13 protein-coding genes are annotated in these 14,472 nt (G+C 69.9%); 5 read left to right on the forward strand and 8 right to left on the reverse strand.

All coding sequences use genetic code 11. The annotated features are described in order from the left end of the window. Positions 1-32: 32 nt before the first annotated feature. The 5 genes from ADL12_RS37455 to iolC are packed head-to-tail and all read right to left on the reverse strand — an operon-like array spanning position 33 to position 6,240. The gene (locus ADL12_RS37455; protein WP_062711206.1) at positions 33-1,526 is read right to left on the reverse strand and encodes a CoA-acylating methylmalonate-semialdehyde dehydrogenase; all 1,494 of its coding nucleotides are present in this window, start codon (positions 1,524-1,526) and stop codon (positions 33-35) included. A 42-nt stretch (positions 1,527-1,568) separates the two neighbouring features. Then, positions 1,569-3,446 (reverse strand): 3D-(3,5/4)-trihydroxycyclohexane-1,2-dione acylhydrolase (decyclizing), encoded by a 1,878-nt coding sequence (gene iolD, locus ADL12_RS37460; protein WP_062711209.1) that lies wholly within the window; start codon positions 3,444-3,446, stop codon positions 1,569-1,571. 8 nt (positions 3,447-3,454) lie between these two features. Continuing rightward, on the reverse strand, positions 3,455-4,342 hold the full coding sequence (iolB, locus tag ADL12_RS37465; protein ID WP_062711212.1) for a 5-deoxy-glucuronate isomerase: 888 nt from the start codon (positions 4,340-4,342) through the stop codon (positions 3,455-3,457). Positions 4,343-4,367: 25 nt separating this feature from the next. Then, on the reverse strand, positions 4,368-5,246 hold the full coding sequence (locus tag ADL12_RS37470; RefSeq protein WP_062711215.1) for a Cgl0159 family (beta/alpha)8-fold protein: 879 nt from the start codon (positions 5,244-5,246) through the stop codon (positions 4,368-4,370). Positions 5,247-5,280: 34 nt separating this feature from the next. Continuing rightward, positions 5,281-6,240: a 5-dehydro-2-deoxygluconokinase gene (gene iolC, locus ADL12_RS37475; protein WP_062711218.1), complete on the reverse strand. Its 960-nt coding sequence runs from the start codon at positions 6,238-6,240 to the stop codon at positions 5,281-5,283. A gap of 299 nt (positions 6,241-6,539) precedes the next feature. Between iolC and ADL12_RS37480 the strand changes: the two genes are divergently transcribed. From ADL12_RS37480 to ADL12_RS37500, 5 genes are read left to right on the forward strand one after another with little or no spacing between them, the layout of a single operon-like run. Beyond that, a complete protein-coding gene (locus ADL12_RS37480; protein WP_062711222.1) occupies positions 6,540-7,556 on the forward strand; it encodes a sugar ABC transporter substrate-binding protein in 1,017 nt (338 codons plus the stop codon). Positions 7,557-7,561: 5 nt separating this feature from the next. Beyond that, a complete protein-coding gene (locus ADL12_RS37485; RefSeq protein ID WP_062711225.1) occupies positions 7,562-8,635 on the forward strand; it encodes an ABC transporter permease in 1,074 nt (357 codons plus the stop codon). A gap of 5 nt (positions 8,636-8,640) precedes the next feature. Beyond that, a complete protein-coding gene (locus tag ADL12_RS37490) occupies positions 8,641-9,549 on the forward strand; it encodes an ATP-binding cassette domain-containing protein (RefSeq protein WP_062711229.1) in 909 nt (302 codons plus the stop codon). 1 nt (position 9,550) lies between these two features. Next, positions 9,551-10,453 (forward strand): sugar phosphate isomerase/epimerase family protein, encoded by a 903-nt coding sequence (locus tag ADL12_RS37495; RefSeq protein ID WP_062711232.1) that lies wholly within the window; start codon positions 9,551-9,553, stop codon positions 10,451-10,453. Positions 10,454-10,478: 25 nt separating this feature from the next. Further along, entirely contained in the window at positions 10,479-11,504 is a 1,026-nt protein-coding gene (locus ADL12_RS37500; RefSeq protein WP_062711235.1) for a Gfo/Idh/MocA family protein, read from the forward strand. A 59-nt stretch (positions 11,505-11,563) separates the two neighbouring features. Here ADL12_RS37500 and ADL12_RS37505 read toward each other — a convergent pair whose 3' ends face one another. The 3 genes from ADL12_RS37505 to ADL12_RS37515 are packed head-to-tail and all read right to left on the reverse strand — an operon-like array spanning position 11,564 to position 14,456. Further along, positions 11,564-12,619, reverse strand: a complete 1,056-nt coding sequence (locus ADL12_RS37505; RefSeq protein WP_062711238.1) for a Gfo/Idh/MocA family protein — start codon at positions 12,617-12,619, stop codon at positions 11,564-11,566. Further along, positions 12,616-13,620: a Gfo/Idh/MocA family protein gene (locus tag ADL12_RS37510; RefSeq protein ID WP_062711241.1), complete on the reverse strand. Its 1,005-nt coding sequence runs from the start codon at positions 13,618-13,620 to the stop codon at positions 12,616-12,618. Before ADL12_RS37510 ends, ADL12_RS37505 begins: the two co-directional genes overlap by 4 nt. A gap of 59 nt (positions 13,621-13,679) precedes the next feature. Continuing rightward, complete coding sequence (locus ADL12_RS37515; protein WP_062711244.1) at positions 13,680-14,456, reverse strand: SDR family oxidoreductase; 777 nt, start codon at positions 14,454-14,456, stop codon at positions 13,680-13,682. Between the last annotated feature and the right edge of the window lie 16 nt (positions 14,457-14,472).

The raw sequence follows: 14,472 nt of genomic DNA on the forward strand, positions 1-14,472 counted from the left end.
CCTCTACGGGTGGCAGGCCCGGTGAGGGCGTGTCAGGAGTTGCTGGGGAAACCGAGGTTGATGCCACCGTCGGACGGGTCCGGCCAGCGCGTGGTGATCACCTTCCCCTGGGTGTAGAAGGCGATGCCGTCGTTGCCGTAGATGTGCAGGTCGCCGAAGAGCGAGTCCTTCCAGCCACCGAAGGAGTGGTAGCCGACCGGCACCGGGATCGGCACGTTCACGCCGACCATGCCCGCCTTGACCTCCAGCTGGAAGCGGCGGGCGGCGCCGCCGTCCCGGGTGAAGATCGCGGTGCCGTTGCCCCAACGGGAGTCGTTGATGAGCTTGATGGCCTCTTCGTACGTCTCCGCGCGGACCACGGCCAGCACCGGGCCGAAGATCTCGTCCCGGTATGCGTCCGCCGTCAGCGGCACGCGGTCCAGCAGCGAGACACCGAGGAAGAAGCCGTCCTCGTGGCCCTCGACGCGGTAGCCGGTGCCGTCGACGACGACCTCGGCGCCCTGCTCGGCGGCGCTCGCCACATACGAGGCGACCTTGTCGCGGTGCTCGCGGGTGATCAGCGGGCCCATCTCGGAGGCGGGGTCGTTGCCGGGGCCGATGCGCAGGTTCTTCGCGCGCTCGGCGATCTTGCCGACCAGCTCGTCGCCCGTGTCGCCGACCGCGACCACGACCGACACGGCCATGCAGCGCTCGCCCGCCGAGCCGTACGCGGCGTTGATCGCCTGGTCGGCGGCGAAGTCCAGGTCGGCGTCGGGCAGGACCAGCATGTGGTTCTTGGCGCCGCCCAGGGCCTGCACCCGCTTGCCGTGCTCAACTGCCTTGAGCTGGATGTACTTCGCGATCGGCGTCGAGCCGACGAAGGAGACCGCCTCGATGTCCGGGTGCTCCAGGAGCCGGTCCACGGCCACCTTGTCGCCCTGCACGACGTTCAGCACACCGTCCGGCAGCCCGGCCTCGGAGGCCAGCTCGGCGAGCCGGAAGGACGCCGAGGGGTCCTTCTCGCTCGGCTTCAGCACGAAGGTGTTGCCGCACGCGATGGCCAGCGGGAACATCCACATCGGCACCATCGCCGGGAAGTTGAACGGCGTGATGCCGGCGACCACACCCAGCGGCTGCCGGATCGAGGCGACGTCCACGCGGGTGGACACCTGCGTCGACAGCTCGCCCTTCAGCTGCACGGAGATCCCGCAGGCCAGCTCGACGATCTCCATGCCGCGCGCGACCTCGCCGAGCGCGTCGGAGTGCACCTTGCCGTGCTCGGCGGTGATCAGCTCGGCGATCTCGTCGCGGTGCGCGTCGAGCAGCTCCCGGTACTTGAACAGAATCGCCGTGCGCTTGGCCAGGGAGGACTCGCCCCAGCTCTCGAATGCGGCCTTGGCGGAGGCGACGGCGGCGTCGACCTCGTCGACGGTCGCGAAGGCGACCTGCTTCTCCTGGGCGCCGGTGGCCGGGTTGTAGACGGGGGCGAAGCGGCCGGAGCCGCCCTCCACGGGCTTGCCGTCGATCCAGTGGGTGATGGTCTTCATGGTGCGAAAGGGCCTTTCAAGTGCGGGTCGTTTGCGGGGAGTTCAGAGGTGGTGGCGACGGTCGGCGACGTGCTGGTCGTAGCGTTCGCGGGCCTCGACGGCGGCCTCGCGCGAGGCGACCTCGGCCACGGGCACGTCCCACCAGGCCTCGGCGCCCGGCGCGGTCGGGTTCGTGATGTCGGTCTCGACGTACACGCAGGTCGGCCGGTCGGAGGCGCGTGCCGTGGCCAGCGCCTCGCGCAGCTCGCCCACCGTCTTGGCACGCAGCACGTCCATGCCGAGGCTGGCCGCGTTGGCGGCGAGGTCGACGGGGAGCGGGGCGCCGGTGAAGGTGCCGTCGGCGGCCCGGTAGCGGTAGTCGGTGCCGAAGCGCTCGCCGCCGGTCTCGGCCGAAAGGCCGCCGATGGAGGCGTAGCCGTGGTTCTGGATCAGGACGATGTTGACCGGCAGGCCCTCCTGGACCGCGGTCACGATCTCCGTCGGCATCATCAGGTACGTGCCGTCGCCGACCAGCGACCACACGGCCGTGTCCGGAGCGGCCTGCTGGATGCCGATCCCGGCCGGGATCTCGTAGCCCATGCAGGAGTAGCCGTACTCCAGGTGGTACTGGCGCGGCGAGCGCGACCGCCACAGCTTGTGCAGGTCGCCCGGGAGCGAACCGGCGGCGTTGATCACCACGTCGTCGTCGCCGACGACCGCGTCCAGGGCGCCCAGGACCTGGGTCTGCGTCGGTACGGCGCTCTCGTCGTCGGCGCGGTAGGCGGCCTCGACGACCGCGTCCCAACGCTCCTTGCCGGCGCGGTACTCGGCCTCGTACGCCGCGTCCACACGGTGGCCGGAAAGCGCCTCCGTCAGTGCGGTGAGCCCGGCCCTCGCGTCGCAGACCAGCGTGCGCGCCGCCAGCTTGTGCGCGTCGAAGCCGGTGATGTTGAGGTTCAGGAAGCGCACGTCCGGGTTCTGGAAGAGCGTGCCGGAGGCGGTGGTGAAGTCGGTGTATCTGGTGCCCACGCCGATCACCAGGTCGGCCGCGCGGGCGATGTCGTCGCTGACCGAGGTGCCGGTGTGGCCGATGCCGCCGAGGTCGGCGGGGTGGTCGTACCGGAGCGAGCCCTTGCCCGCCTGGGTGGAGGAGACCGGGATGCCGGTGGCCTCGACGAAGGCCCGCAGCGCTGTCTCGGCCTCGCTGTGGTGGACGCCGCCGCCCGCGACGATCAGCGGACGCTCGGCGGCCCGGATCGCCTCGACGGCCGCCGTCAGCTCGACCGGGTCGGGCGCGGGGCGCCGTACGTACCAGACGCGCTCGGCGAAGAACTCCTGAGGCCAGTCGTACGCCTCTGCCTGGACGTCCTGGGGGAGCGCCAGCGTCACGGCGCCGGTCTCGGCCGGGTCGGCGAGCACGCGCATGGCGTTGAGCGCGGACGGGATCAGGGCCTCGGGGCGGGTGATCCGGTCGAAGTACCTCGACACCGGACGGAGCGTGTCGTTGACGGACACGTCCGCCTCGGTCGGGTGCTCCAGCTGCTGGAGCAGCGGGTCGGGGGCGTGCGAGGCGAAGTAGTCGCCGGGGAGCAGGAGAACGGGCAGGCGGTTGACCGTCGCCAGGGCCGCTCCGGTGACCAGGTTCGTCGCACCCGGGCCGATCGACGTCGTCACGGCCTGCGCGGAGAGGCGGTTGAGCTGGCGGGCGTAGCCGACGGCCGCGTGCACCATCGACTGCTCGTTGCGGCCCTGGTGGTACGGCATGACGTCCTCGCCCGTTTCGAGCAGGGCCTGACCGATGCCGGCCACATTGCCGTGGCCGAAAATGCCCCAGGTGCCGGCGATCAGCCGGTGCCGTACGCCGTCGCGCTCGGTGTACTGGGCGGACAGGAACCGCACCAGCGCCTGGGCGACGGTCAGGCGGACGGTGGACTGGCTCATCGGGGACCTCACTGGGACGGAGCGGTGTAGAGGGGCAGACGGGGGTCGACGGGCTGGTCCGGCCAGGTGCCGCGGATCCAGGCGTGATCGGGGTGGTCGCAGATCAGCCAGGCGCGCTCGGCCTCGGGGCCCGCCATGACGTTGAGGTAGTACATGTGGTGGCCGGGCACGGCCATGGAGGGCCCGTGCCAGCCGTCGGGGATGAGGACGACGTCGCCGCCGCGCACCTCGGCCAGGACGTCGGTGTTCCGGCCGTGTCCGGACGGGGAGACGCGCTGGTAGCCGAGGCCGGGGGTGCCCTCGTGGTCGGCGAACTCGAAGTAGTAGATCTCCTCGAGGACCGACTCCTCGCCGGGCCGGTGCTCGTCGTGCTTGTGCGGCGGGAAGGACGACCAGTTGCCGCCCGGGGTGATGACCTCGACCGCGATGAGCTTGTCGCACTCGAAGACGCCTGCCGCGCCGAAGTTGTTCACCTGGCGGGAGGAGTTGCCCGTGCCGCGCAGCTCCACCGGCACCGACGACGCCGGTCCGTACCGGGCGGGCAGGCGCCGGGAGCAGCGCGCGCCGGTCAGCGCGAACCGTCCGCCGCCCCTGGACGAGACGGTCGTACGGGCATCGCGCGGCACGTACGCGAAGTCGCTCACGCCGCTGAACACGCCGTCACGGCCGGCCAGGTGGAAGGTGTCGTGGCCGAAATCGTCGGTGCTCTCGACCGTGCAGCCGCCGCTCAGCGGCAGGACGATCCACTCGCTGTCGCCGGTGTCGAAGCTGTGCGAGCCGCCGGGCGGCAGCTCCAGGATGCGCAAGCTGGAGTAGCCCCAGCCGGCCTTGTCGGGCGTGACGTCCACGACGTACGGGCCGCCGAGCGCCTTTCCCGCGGGAAGGTGATAGGTCATCGTGTTCTCCGCCTCACAATCCGGGTCACAACAGGCCGACGGCCGTGTCCACCGCCGTCTCCACACTGCCCTCGGCCGGGTAGAGCAGTGAGCGGCCGACGACCATGCCCTGGACGGTGGGGAGCCTGAGCGCCTTGCGCCAGCGCTCGTACGCACCCTCCTGGTCGCCCCCGACCTCACCGCCGAGCAGGACGACGGGCAGCGTGGACGTCTCAAGAACCTCGGCCATGTCGTCGGGGTCATGGGTGACGGGCAGTTTCAGCCAGGTGTACGCCGAGGTGCCGCCCAGCCCCGACGCGATGGCGATCGACTTGGTGACGGCCTCGGCGGACAGGTCGTTGCGCACCTGGCCGTCGACCCGCCGGGAGATGAACGGCTCGACGAACAGCGGGAGCTTGAGCGCTGCCATGTCGTCGACGGCGCGGGCGGTGGTCTCCAGCGTGGTTAGCGAGCCCGGGTCGGAGTAGTCGATACGGACCAGCAGCTTGCCCGCGTCGAAGCGCAGCCGGGCGATGTCCTCGGCGCGGTGGCCGGTGAAGCGGTCGTCCATCTCGAAGGAGGCCCCGGCCAGGCCGCCGCGGTTCATGGAGCCCATGACAACCTTGTCGTCGAGGACGCCGAGGAGCAGCAGGTCCTCGAGGATGTCGGCGGTGGCCAGCACCCCGTCTACGCCGGGCCGCGACAGCGCGATGCAGAGCCGTTCCAGCAGATCGGCCCGGTTGGCCATGGCCAGGCGCCGGTCGCCGACGGCCAGCGCGCCGCGCGCCGGATGGTCGGCGGCGACGATCATCATCCGGCCGCTGTCGCCTATCAGCGGGCGGCGCACCCGGCGGGCGGCGGCTTCCGCGATCGCCTCGGGGTGCCGGGCTCTGACCGCGGTGAGGTCGGGGATGCTCATGCTCAAAGGAAGCTCCGTTCAGGGGTGGCTCGGCCGGCCGTCATGACGCCTGCGCGAGGAGGCTCTCGACCTCGGACTCGGTGGGCATCGCGGAGGAGCAGGCGAGGCGGGAGGCGACGAGGGCGCCGGCGGCGTTGGCGTACCGCATGGTTGTGGCCAGATCCCAGCCGGACAGCAGCCCGTGGACCAGCGAGCCGCCGAAGGCATCGCCCGCGCCGAGGCCGTTGACCACCTCGACCGGCACCGGCGGCACCTCGGCCTCCGTACCGTCGCGGTGCACCGCCAGCACGCCCTTGGGGCCCTGCTTGACCACCGCCAGCTCGACGCCGGCCGCCAGCAGAGCCTCGGCGCAGGCGCGCGGCTCGCGGACGCCGGTGGCGATCTCGCACTCGTCGAGGTTGCCGACCGCGACGGTGACGTGCCGCAGTGCCTCGGCGTAGTACGGGCGGGCTTCTTCCGGGTCCCGCCAGAACATCGGGCGCCAGTCGAGGTCGAAGACCGTGATGCCTGCCTTGGCGCGCGCCTTGAGGGCGGCCAGGGTGGCCGAGCGGCTCGGCTCCTCGCTCAGACCGGTGCCGGTGATCCAGAAGACACGGGCCGAGCGGATGGCCCAGTAGTCCAGCTCGTCGGAATGTATCTCCAGGTCAGGCGCCTTAGGCTGCCGGTAGAAGTACAGCGGGAAGTCGTCCGGCGGGAAGATCTCGCAGAACGTCACCGGCGTCGGGTACGCCGCGACGGGCGTCACCCAGCGGTCGTCGACGCCGAAGTCCTTCAGGGCCTCGTGCAGGTAGGCGCCGAACGGGTCGTCGCCGGTGCGGGTGATCACGGCGGTGGTACGGCCGAGCCGAGCGGCGGCCACCGCGACGTTCGCGGCGGAGCCTCCGAGGAATTTGCCGAACGTCTCCACCTGCGTCAGAGGTAGCCCAGACTGCAGGGGGTAGAGATCGACTCCTATCCTTCCCATCGTGATCAAGTCGAAGGACTTGGCTGACTCGGCCATGCGCGACGCTCCTACAGCTGGACAGGGGGTGCGGGTCCCATCGGGCCTGCCGCCTCCCAGGTGTAGGGCGTGGAGGCCGACGCTGTCAATACTTTGTACTTACATTCGGACCTGAGCGTGAAATGATGTCTTAACAAAGTATTGACAGCGGGCGCATCCAGGGATTGGATCCCTTCCCAGCGAACCCGCCGTGTTCTACGGCACACGACCCGGACTTCCCAAGGGGCCCGGGCCACGGATCCAGTGATCATCCCTTTCCCCCCGTCGCACACCCCGTCGCACAGTGAGGTGCTGGAAAGATGGACCGCTACTACCCCCGCTCCCGCAAGCTGGCCCCTATGGTGGCCTTGGCTGCCGCGGCTGCGCTGACCCTCGCAGGCTGCTCCAGCAGCTCCGGTGGCAAGCAGTCCGAGGAGGGTGGGGAGAACGCTTCCGCGGGCAAGGCCACCACTCCCCGTATGAAGGTCGCCCTGGTGACCCACCAGTCGGCCGGTGACACCTTCTGGGACATCGTCCGCAAGGGTGCCGAGGCCGCCGCCGCCAAGGACAACGTCGAGCTGATCTACTCCAACGACCCGAACGCCGGCAACCAGGCCAACCTGGTGCAGAACGCGATCGACCAGAAGGTCGACGGCATCGCGATCACCCTCGCCAAGCCCGACGCCATGAAGGACGTCGTCAGCAAGGCGAAGGCCGCCGGCATACCGGTGGTCGGCCTCAACTCCGGTGTGAGCGAGTGGCAGAACCTCGGCTTGATGGAGTTCTTCGGACAGGACGAGACCGTCGCGGGCGAGGCGCTCGGCAAGCGGCTGAACGAGGCCGGCGCCAAGAAGGCCGTCTGTGTCATCCAGGAGCAGGGCAACATCGGCCTGGAGCAGCGCTGCGCGGGTGTGAAGAAGACCTTCGAGGGTGACGTCGAGAACCTGAACGTCAACGGCACCGACATGCCGTCCGTGAAGTCGACGATCACCGCGAAGCTCAAGACGGACAGCGACATCGACTACGTCGTCGCCCTCGGCGCCCCGTTCGCGCTGACGGCCGCGCAGTCCGTGGACGAGTCCGGCAGCAAGACGAAGGTCGCCACCTTCGACCTCAACAACCAGCTGACCGGAGCGATCAAGAAGGGCGACATCGAGTTCGCCGTCGACCAGCAGCCCTACCTCCAGGGCTACCTGGCGGTCGACTCCCTGTGGCTCTACAAGAACAACGGCAACTACATGGGCGGCGGCGAGGCACCGGTGCTGACCGGACCTGCCTTCGTCGACAAGACGAATGTCGAGACGATCGATAAGTTCGCCGCGAAGGGCACTCGGTGACAAACATGACCCAACAGGCTGAGCCGGCGGTGACCTCACCGCCGGCCCCCGGCCCCGGCAAGGAATCCGACGGGCGGACCCAGCAGCGGCCCCTGGCGCTGCGCCTCCTCGCCCGTCCCGAGGTGGGCGTCTTCCTCGGCGCCGTCGCGGTACTGATCTTCTTCCTCATCACGGCTCCGGCCATGCGTGACGGCAGCTCGATGGCGAACATCCTGTACCAGTCGTCGACGATCGGGATCATGGCCCTGCCGGTGGCGCTGCTGATGATCGGCGGCGAGTTCGACCTGTCGGCCGGTGTCGCGGTGATCACCTCGGCCCTGACCGCCAGCATGACCGCCTACCAGCTGAGCATGAACGTCTGGGTCGGCGTGATCGTCGCCCTGATCGTGTCCCTCGCGGTCGGGCTGTTCAACGGCTGGATGCTGGTCAAGACCGGGCTGCCCAGCTTCCTGGTCACCCTCGGCACCTTCCTGATCCTCCAGGGCGTGAACCTCGCGGTGACCAAGCTGATCACTGACAACGTCGCCACGGACGACATCAGCAACATGGACGGCTTCGACCAGGCCAAGGCGCTCTTCGCCTCGTCCTTTGAGGTCGGCGGCGTCAACGTGAAGATCACGGTGGTGTGGTGGCTGGTCTTCGCCGCCATCGCCACCTGGGTCCTGTTGCGCACCAAGTACGGCAACTGGATCTTCGCAGTCGGCGGCAACCAGGGCAGCGCCCGCGCGGTCGGTGTCCCGGTGACCTTCACCAAGATCTCGCTGTTCATGCTGGTCGGGTTCGGTGCCTGGTTCGTCGGTATGCACCAGCTGTTCTCGTTCAACACGGTGCAGTCCGGCGAGGGCGTGGGGCAGGAGCTCATCTACATCGCCGCGGCCGTCATCGGTGGCTGTCTGCTGACCGGCGGTGCCGGCAGTGCGATCGGTCCGGTCTTCGGTGCCTTCATGTTCGGCATGGTGCAGCAGGGCATCGTCTACGCCGGCTGGAATCCCGACTGGTTCAAGGCCTTCCTCGGCGTGATGCTCCTCGGCGCCGTCCTCATCAATCTGTGGGTCCAGCGCACGGCGACCAGGAGGTGACCCGAATGACTACCGAAAAGACCGGCACTCACGGCGCCGTCCTCCAGGACAAGGCCCCGGAGAAGGACGCCCCCATCGTCGAACTGCGAGCGGCGGGCAAGTCCTACGGCAACATCCGTGCCCTGCACGGCGTCGACCTGAAGGTGTTCCCCAGCCAGGTCACCTGCGTCCTCGGCGACAACGGCGCGGGCAAGTCCACCCTCATCAAGATCATCTCGGGGCTGCACCAGCACACCGAGGGCGAGTTCCTCGTCGACGGCGAGGCGGTGCGGTTCTCCACCCCGCGCGAAGCCCTCGACAAGGGCATCGCCACCGTCTACCAGGACCTCGCCGTCGTCCCGCTGATGCCGGTGTGGCGCAACTTCTTCCTCGGCTCGGAGATGACCAAGGGCCCCTGGCCGTTGCGCCGTCTCGACATCGAGAAGATGAAGAAGACCGCCGACCAAGAGCTGCGCAACATGGGCATCGTCCTGGACGACCTCGAACAGCCCATCGGCACCCTGTCGGGCGGCCAGCGCCAGTGCGTGGCCATCGCCCGCGCCGTCTACTTCGGCGCCCGCGTCCTCATCCTGGACGAGCCCACCGCCGCCCTCGGCGTCAAGCAGTCCGGTGTGGTGCTGAAGTACATCGCCGCCGCCCGTGACCGCGGACTCGGCGTCATCTTCATCACCCACAACCCGCACCACGCCTACATGGTCGGCGACCACTTCAGCGTGCTGCGCCTGGGCACCATGGAGCTCAACGCCTCCCGGGACGAGGTCAGCCTCGAAGAGCTGACCAACCACATGGCCGGCGGCACCGAACTCGCCGCCCTCAAGCACGAGTTGAGCCAGGTCCGCGGCGTCGACGTCGAGGAACTCCCCGAAGAGGAAGACCTCACGGCACCCGTGGCGTCCTCGGAAGGGAAGTCCTGACATGCCTCCTGTGCTGGACCGCATCCGGGTCGGCTCGGCCCCGGACTCCTGGGGCGTCTGGTTCCCCGACGACCCCGTGCAGGTGCCCTGGGAACGCTTCCTCGACGAGGTCGCCGAGGCCGGCTACCCCTGGATCGAGCTGGGCCCGTACGGCTATCTGCCGACCGACCCGGCCCGCCTCACCGACGAGGTGAACAAGCGCAACCTCAAGGTCTCGGCAGGCACGGTCTTCACCGGCCTGCACCGCGGCCCCTCCGTCTGGGAGTCCACCTGGGCGCACGTCAGCCAGGTCGCCGCGCTCACCCAGGCCATGGGGGCGAAGCACCTGGTCGTCATCCCGTCCTTCTGGCGGGACGACAAGACCGCCGAGATCCTGGAGCCGCCGGAGCTCACCGGCGAGCAGTGGGCGCACCTGACCAAGGGCATGGAGCGGCTCGGGCACGAGGTGAAGGAGGCGTACGGCCTCGACATCGTCGTGCACCCGCACGCCGACACCCACATCGACACCGAGGCCCACGTCGAGCGCTTCCTCGACTCGACCGACTCCGACCTGGTCAACCTCTGTCTGGACACCGGTCACTACGCCTACTGCGGTGGTGACAGCGTCAAGCTGATCGAGACCTACGGCGAGCGCATCGGCTATCTGCACCTCAAGCAGGTGGACCCGGAGATCCTCGCGGACGTCGTGAAGAACGAGATCCCGTTCGGCCCCGCCGTCCAGCGCGGCGTGATGTGCGAACCCCCGTCCGGCGTACCGGAGTTGGGGCCCGTCCTGGAGGCCGCGCAGAAGCTGAACGTGGACCTGTTCGCGATCGTCGAGCAGGACATGTACCCGTGCGAGCCGGACAAGCCGCTGCCCATCGCGGTCCGTACCCGTAAGTTCCTGAGGTCCTGCGGCGCCTGACGACCCGAAAGGACGGCCGATCACCATGACTCAGCGTCCGCCCACGCTCGGAGTCGCAGTCATCGGTACCGGAAAGATGGGTGCGGACCATGTGCGCCGCATCCAGGAGGTCACCAGCGGGGCACGGGTGACCGCCGTCGTGGACGTCGACGCGGAGCGCGCCAAATCGGTCGCGGCCCGCGTCGGCGGCTGCACCGCCCACACCGACCCGGCCGCCGCAATGGCGTCGGCCGACGTCGACGCGGTGATCGTCGCCTCGCCGGGCCCCGCCCACGAGGCGGCGCTCCTCGCGGCCTTCGAGCACGACCTGCCGGTGCTGTGCGAGAAGCCGCTCACCCCCGACGCGGCGTCCGCACTGCGGGTGCTACAGGCCGAGCAGAAGCTGGGCCGGCGCCGGGTCCAGGTGGGCTTCATGCGGCGCTACGACGCCGAGTACATGAAGCTCAAGTCCCTTCTGGAGACGGGACAGTTGGGCCGCCCCCTGATGCTGCACAACCGGCACCGCAATGTCGCCAGCCCGCCCGGCTGGACGTCCGAGATGCTCATCAATGACTCCGTGACGCACGAGATGGACGTGACCCGCTGGCTGCTCGGCCACGAGATCACGGCCGTCACCGTGCTGACCCCGACCCCGTCCGACAACGCCCCGGACGGCATCCGCGACCCGCAGTTCGTCGTCTTCGAGACGGACGGCGGGGCGATCGTCGACGTCGAGATCTACGTCAACTGCGGCTTCGGCTACCAGGTCCAGGCCGAGGTCGTCTGCGAACGCGGCACCGCCCGCGTCGGCGACGGCCACGCCCTGGTCACCAACGCGGCCGGCCGCTGGGGCGGCATCATCGCCCAGGACTACATCGAGCGGTTCGCCGACGCCTACGACCGTGAGGTCCAGGCCTGGGTGGACGCCACCCGGCGCGGTGAGGTCACCGGGCCCAGCGCGTGGGACGGGTACGCCGTGGCCGCGGTGTGCGAGGCGGGCGTACGGGCGTTGGAGGAGGGCGGCCGGGTCCCGGTGGATCTGGTCGACCGGCCCGCGTTGTACCAGGCCTGACAAGAACGGTTGGGCGCCGGGGAACTCCCCGGCGCCCAACCGTTCTCCTTCGTCTTCCTTCAGAGCGCCGTACGCGGCCGCGGCTCGAAGCCCGCCGCGCGGTAGGACTCGTCGATCAGCGACATCGTCGCCAGGGCGTCGTCCGCGTCCAGCGGGAGCGGGGCGTCTCGGCGTATGTGGGCGGCGAGTGCCTCCAGTTGGTAGGTATAGGACGAGCGCGTGCCCAGCCGTTCCGTCCGCTCACCCTCCGGCGTACGTACCACGACCCGGTCGTCGCGGTGCGGCAGCACGAAGTTCGGCGCGAACGCCTCACCCCGAGAACCGACGATCCGGCAGCTCATCTCCAGCTCGCCGTACGCCATGTGGCAGCGCGCCGACGCCGTCGCCCCGCCGGGGAACTCCAGCTCGGCGTCCAGCCATTCGTCGACGCCCGGCGCGCCCGCCCTCCCCCAGACTCCGTCCGGGGGGACCCCCATCTCGCTGCGCTCGCCGCCTCGCGCGGAGACGAGACGCGGCGCACCGCCCGCCCAGGGTGCGAGCATCCGCACCGCGTGCAGGCTGTAGCAGCCGAGGTCCATCACGGCACCGCCCGCGAGCGTCAGCGACCAGCGCGGGTCCGAGTCGTCCGGCGCCGGAATCGCGACCAGCGTCTCCACTCGCTGCAGCTCGCCGAGTTCACCGCTTTCCAGGATCTCGTGCAGGCGCCGGGTGACGGGGTGGAAGAGGTAGTGGAACGCCTCCATGAAGACGGTCCCGGCCTTCTCCGCCGCCTGAAGCACCTCGGCGGCCTCCTCGGCGTTGCTCGCCGACGGCTTCTCCGTCAGGACGTGCTTGCCGGCCGCGAGCGCCGCGAGGTTCCACGGCCCGTGCAGGCCGTTGGCGAGCGGGTTGTAGACGACCTCGACCTCGGGATCGGCGAGCAGATCGGCGTAGGAGTCCACCACCCGCTCCACGTCGTGCTCGTCGGCGAACGCCTCGGCGCGGGACCGGTCGCGCGCGGCCACCGCGACGAGGCGGTGGCCGGTCGTGCGGGCCGGGCCGACGAGGGAGAGCTCGGTGATGCGTGCCGCGCCCAGTACTCCGATGCGCAGTGGTTCCCGGCCCGGGTCGCTCATGCCTGCCGTACCTCCTCGATCGTCACCGGACGGTGCTCGTGCAGCGACAGTGTGCACGCATCGGCGATCCAACCGGCCTCCAGCGCGTCCTCGATCGTGCACGGGGAGGGCCGGGTGCCCGCCACGACCTCGGTGAACGCGGTCAGTTCGGCGCGGTAGGCCGCGGTGAAGCGGTCCATGAAGAAGTCGTGCGGGGTGCCGGAGGGGAAGGTCACGCCGGGCTCGACCGAGCGCAGCGGCAGCTTGTCCTCCAGGCCGACGGCGATGGAGTCGGTGAAGCCGTGGATCTCCATGCGGACGTCGTAACCCCGGGCGTTGTGGCGGGAGTTGGAGACCACCGCGATCGTGCCGTCGTCCAGGGTGAGGATCGCGCCGGTGGTGTCGGCGTCGCCCGCGTCCTTGATGTAGTCGGCGCCCTTGTTGCCGCCGACGGCGTACACCTCGGTCACCTCGCGGCCGGTCACCCAGCGGATGATGTCGAAGTCGTGCACCGAGCAGTCCCGGAAGATGCCCCCGGAGGCGGCGATGTAGGCGGCGGGCGGCGGCGCCGGGTCCAGCGTGGTCGAGCGGACCGTGTGCAGCTTGCCGAGCTCGCCGCTCTGCACGGCGGCGCGGGCGGCGACGAAACCGGCGTCGAAGCGGCGGTTGTAGCCGATCTGGATCGGCACGTCCTTGCCCTGGACGGCCTTCAGCACCTCCACGCCCTCGCTCATGGTTTTGGCGACGGGCTTCTCGCAGAAGACGGGGATGCCGGCCTCGACCCCGGCCAGGATCAGCGCGGGGTGGGCGTCGGTCGCCGCCGCGACGACGATGCCGTCCACGCCGGCCGCCAGCAGGGCCTCGGGCGAGTCCACGACCTCGGCCCCGAACCGCTCCGCGGCGGCCTTGGCGGCGTCCGCGAACGGGTCGGTGACGACGAGGGAGTCGACCGCGTCGAGTCCGGAGAGGGTCTCGGCGTGAAAGGCGCCGATGCGGCCGAGGCCGAGGATTCCGATACGCATGGTTCAGCTTCCTTGAGTTACAGGGATTGCGAGAGGAGAGGTTTGAGGCTGAGGAGGATCTAGTCCAGGCCGCCGAGCACGTTCTGGTCCCAGTCGATCACCGAACCGGTGACCACCCCGGAGCGGTCCGAGAGCAGGAGGACCACGAAGTCGGCGATTTCGTCCGGCTGGCCGAGCTTGCCCATCGGCAGCCTGGCGGCGGCCTGCTCACGCCAGTCGTCGTCGGCCCCGTGGAAGGCCTTCTGCGTCGCGTCCTCGCCCTCGGTCGCCGTCCAGCCGATGTTCAGGCCGTTGATCCGGACCCGGTCCCAGCGATGCGCATGCGCGGCGTTGCGGGTCAGCCCGATCAGACCGGCCTTGGCGGCGACATACGGCGCCAGGAACGGCTGCCCGCCGTGCGCCGAGGACGTGATGATGTTGACGATCGTGCCGGGCGCCCCCCGCGCGACCATGTCCGAGACAGCGGCCTGCATGGCGAAGAACGGCGCCTTGAGGTTGATCGCGATGTGCTGGTCGAACAGCTCGGGCGAGGTGTCGAGCAGCGTGCCCCGGGAGGTCAGCCCCGCCGAGTTCACCAGGCAGTCGATCCGCCCGTACGCGTCGACGACCTCGGCCACGGACGCCTTCGCCTGGTCGGCGTCCGCGAGGTCGGCCCGTACGAACATGGCCTTGCCCCCGTCGGCGGCCAGTTCGGCCACCAGCGCCTCACCGGGCTCGGCGCGCCGCCCCGTGACGGCCACGACCGCCCCCTCGCGGACGGCCGCTCGCGCGATCGCCGCGCCGACGCCCTGACTGCCGCCGTTGACGAGGACGACCTTGTCGTCGAGAAGTCCCATGTCTTTCCGGGTCCTT

The organism is Streptomyces regalis (assembly GCF_001509475.1).
Classification (GTDB): Bacteria; Actinomycetota; Actinomycetes; order Streptomycetales; family Streptomycetaceae; genus Streptomyces; species Streptomyces regalis.

Bases quoted from the DNA above. Each gene is read 5' to 3' on its own strand.
- ADL12_RS37455 (WP_062711206.1), bottom strand. From the start codon at position 1,526: ATGAAGACCATCACCCACTGGATCGACGGCAAGCCCGTGGAGGGCGGC.
- iolD (WP_062711209.1), bottom strand. From the start codon at position 3,446: ATGAGCCAGTCCACCGTCCGCCTGACCGTCGCCCAGGCGCTGGTGCGG.
- iolB (WP_062711212.1), bottom strand. From the start codon at position 4,342: ATGACCTATCACCTTCCCGCGGGAAAGGCGCTCGGCGGCCCGTACGTC.
- iolC (WP_062711218.1), bottom strand. From the start codon at position 6,240: ATGGCCGAGTCAGCCAAGTCCTTCGACTTGATCACGATGGGAAGGATA.
- ADL12_RS37480 (WP_062711222.1), top strand. From the start codon at position 6,540: ATGGACCGCTACTACCCCCGCTCCCGCAAGCTGGCCCCTATGGTGGCC.
- ADL12_RS37485 (WP_062711225.1), top strand. From the start codon at position 7,562: ATGACCCAACAGGCTGAGCCGGCGGTGACCTCACCGCCGGCCCCCGGC.
- ADL12_RS37490 (WP_062711229.1), top strand. From the start codon at position 8,641: ATGACTACCGAAAAGACCGGCACTCACGGCGCCGTCCTCCAGGACAAG.
- ADL12_RS37495 (WP_062711232.1), top strand. From the start codon at position 9,551: ATGCCTCCTGTGCTGGACCGCATCCGGGTCGGCTCGGCCCCGGACTCC.
- ADL12_RS37500 (WP_062711235.1), top strand. From the start codon at position 10,479: ATGACTCAGCGTCCGCCCACGCTCGGAGTCGCAGTCATCGGTACCGGA.
- ADL12_RS37505 (WP_062711238.1), bottom strand. From the start codon at position 12,619: ATGAGCGACCCGGGCCGGGAACCACTGCGCATCGGAGTACTGGGCGCG.
- ADL12_RS37510 (WP_062711241.1), bottom strand. From the start codon at position 13,620: ATGCGTATCGGAATCCTCGGCCTCGGCCGCATCGGCGCCTTTCACGCC.
- ADL12_RS37515 (WP_062711244.1), bottom strand. From the start codon at position 14,456: ATGGGACTTCTCGACGACAAGGTCGTCCTCGTCAACGGCGGCAGTCAG.